Source organism: Microvirga sp. P4_G7, assembly GCF_056401005.1.
Map to the genome: position 1 here is coordinate 1 of NZ_JBFUKD010000501.1, position 2,842 is coordinate 2,842.

Below are 2,842 nucleotides of genomic sequence, written 5' to 3' on the forward strand. Positions count from 1 at the left end.
CCTCGGCATCCCATTTCTCGAGGAGCCGGGTGCGCTCTGCCACTGAGCCGTATTTGGGCGTGTCGTACTTGATGAGCTTCATTTCGGCGAGTTTGGGGGCATCCGGAGAGATCGGAGCGCTCTTGTTCGAGGGGATGGATTAGATCTTGAGATCGGCCCCGACGAGTTTCTGCGCCTTGGGCGACACAGGAGGCGCCGCGTCGGCGCGACGCGATCAGATGACGAAAAGATCCTTGGTGGTCATTTTCAAGTTCTTGGACAGAAGGGCGAACTTGATTTGCTCGGTGGGTCCGGTTCCGTCTGAATCGTAGAAGAGATCGCCTGTCCTCTTGTCGTAGATGATTCGGTCGCTGGAATCCTTCGCCTGCTTTCCGATGGTGAATTTCGAGGCGGGAAGCACACCTCGCTTGAGCTTCGTGAACACGGCGTCGTCGAGCCGGATGGTATCGTCCTTCACGCTGAAATCGGTGATGCGGTCGACGTTCGGTGTCGCCGATGTGAGGCCTGTATTGAACACGAAATAGTCGATGCCCGAGCTACCCGTCAGAACGTCGTCGTCCAGTCCGCCAAACAACTGGTCGCCTCCGGCGCCACCATAGAGCCTGTCGCCACCGCCGCCGCCCTTCAGGACGTTGTTTGCTCCGTTGCCGATCAGCCTGTCGGAGCCTGTGCCGCCGATCGCGGCCTCGATAACGGTTCCCGGCCCGATGCTGACCGTGGTGAGCGAGGACGTCCCGTCCGAGAACGTGATGGCGTCACCCACGATGCTGAAACGCCCCTCGCGCAGGTCGATCGTGCAGCTCTGAAAACCGCTATAGGAAATCGTGTCGTACCCGCTGGCGTCGTCGATGGTCTGCCAGTAGGCCTGTCCCATCGAGAACTGGTATTTGGTGTTGCCGGCGTGGGATTTCAGATCGCGCCCGTAGAGATACTGGATCGCCACCAGATCGTAGTACATCGGCGTCGTCGGATAGAAACTCGGCGTGACGTCGTCGTCTGACCACGGCGCTGCATTGTAGCTCATCACCGTATGGAAGTAGCTGTCGTAGCGCGGGTCGATCGTCCGAGGATTGTTGAAAGACGTCTCGAACGGATGCTTCAAGCCCAACGCGTGGCCGATCTCGTGCAGCAGCGTATGGTAGTCGTCGGTCCCCGGCGTGTTTGCTGCAAAGCCCGATACGTTCCAGGTGCTGTTCTTTGTCCATACGTCGCCTGCCGAAGGCGATGCCGATGGAAAGTAAGCATGCGCGACGCTGCCGTCGTCGACATAGTCAGTCCGGGCGAAGCGGATCTCTCCGACGACGGATTGGTTGTCCGCCACTCGTCTCGCGCTTACGCCGGATACGTCGGTCCAGGCTTTCAGGGCCTGATCAGCACCCGCGATTTCGATTGCGGAGAACGAATACCAGCTGTTCCATTCGTTGCTGTTCGAATAGCCGCGCGCGAACCACGCGGTTCCCTGCGGCACACTCCACGTGAGCGTGACGCCAATTCCGGGCGTCGCGGATCCCCACTTGTCGCCGTCGAGCAATGCCCTCGCTTGGCCAAGGTTCGCGGAGAGCGGTACTGATCCTACGTCGACGGAATTCTTGGTCGGCAGTGCCACGGTCGTCCCCTCCAATCGCACTCGCCATCCTGGTGCCGTGGAGAGTGTAAATTTACCTAAGGGAACTTTGATGCAAACGCCCGCCGAAGCCAAGATCAGATCGGTGTAACCGCGTTTCGAATGCGCAGAAAAGAATGGGTATTTTCCGTGCCGCGAGCAGTTGGCTTAGACGATGAAGAAGTCCGCGTGCGAGAGGGTCGTCTTGTTTTGAAACGTCGCGATCTGAATCGCCTTGAGTTTCCCGTGCCCGTCTGCGTCGTAGAAAAGTGCGCGCATGGAGGGGTCGTAGATGATGCGATCGTCGGCGTCGTGCGCCCGCGTGCCGACCCAGAACTTTTCCTTCGCGAGCGGCTGCGGGTTGCTCTGCGATCCACTTCGCCCGAGCGACTTGAACACGGCGTTGTCGAGCCAGATGGAGTCTTCCACCGCTTTGAAATCGAGGATGATGTCGGTGTTGTTTTTTGCGGACGCCGTCGGCGCGCTGTCGAACACGAACGCATCTGCCCCTGTATTGCCGCGGAGAGTGTCCCTGCCGGCTCCGCCGTAGAGCAGGTCGTCTCCCGCGCCGCCGGTGAGCATGTCGGCTCCGAAGCCTCCTTTGAGCACGTTATCGGCGGAGTTTCCGATCAGCGTGTCTGCCCCGCCGCCGCCGCTCGCACGCTCGATGATCGTTCCGGGTCCGATCGACACGGTACTGCGCGTCGATGTGCCGTCGCTGAACTTGATCGGCGCGCTCAACGTGCTGAACTTGCCGGGGCGAAGGTCAATGGTACAGCTCGAATTTCCAGAATACGCGATCGTGTCAGATCCGCTCGCGTCGTCGATCGTCTGCCAGTACTTTTTGCCCGACGAGAATTTGTACTTGGTGTTGCCGGCGTGGGACGACGGATCGCGCCCGTAGAGCCCTTGGATCGCGTAGAGGTCGAGATACATGGGCGTCGTCGGATAAAAATCCGCGGTCGTTTCCGAATCGCCCGGTTTCACCGAATAGCTCATCACCGTGTAGAAGTAGCTGTCCTGGCTGTGCGGTATGCGGGCGGAATTTGAGAAGCTTCCTTCGAACGAGTGCTTCAGCCCGAGCGAGTGGCCGATCTCATGCACCAGCGCGAGGAAGTCGTAGCTGCCGGGATTCACGCTTTTTGCCGGGACGTTCCAATCGAAGCTCATCCAGACATCCCCGGAGGAGGTGTCCAATGATGGATAATATGCGTGCGCGTACTCGTCCGAAGCCATCTC

General features: G+C 59.5%; 2 protein-coding genes. Both read right to left on the reverse strand.

The genetic code is table 11. The features are described from left to right. Positions 1 to 214 precede the first annotated feature (214 nt). Positions 215 to 1,606, reverse strand: coding sequence for a M10 family metallopeptidase (locus AC1DT3_RS17000; protein ID WP_477466416.1), 1,392 nt, complete (start codon positions 1,604 to 1,606; stop codon positions 215 to 217). 165 nt (positions 1,607 to 1,771) lie between these two features. Next, positions 1,772 to 2,842 (reverse strand): M10 family metallopeptidase C-terminal domain-containing protein (locus AC1DT3_RS17005; protein ID WP_477466417.1); only part of this gene is annotated, 1,071 nt, incomplete at its 5' end.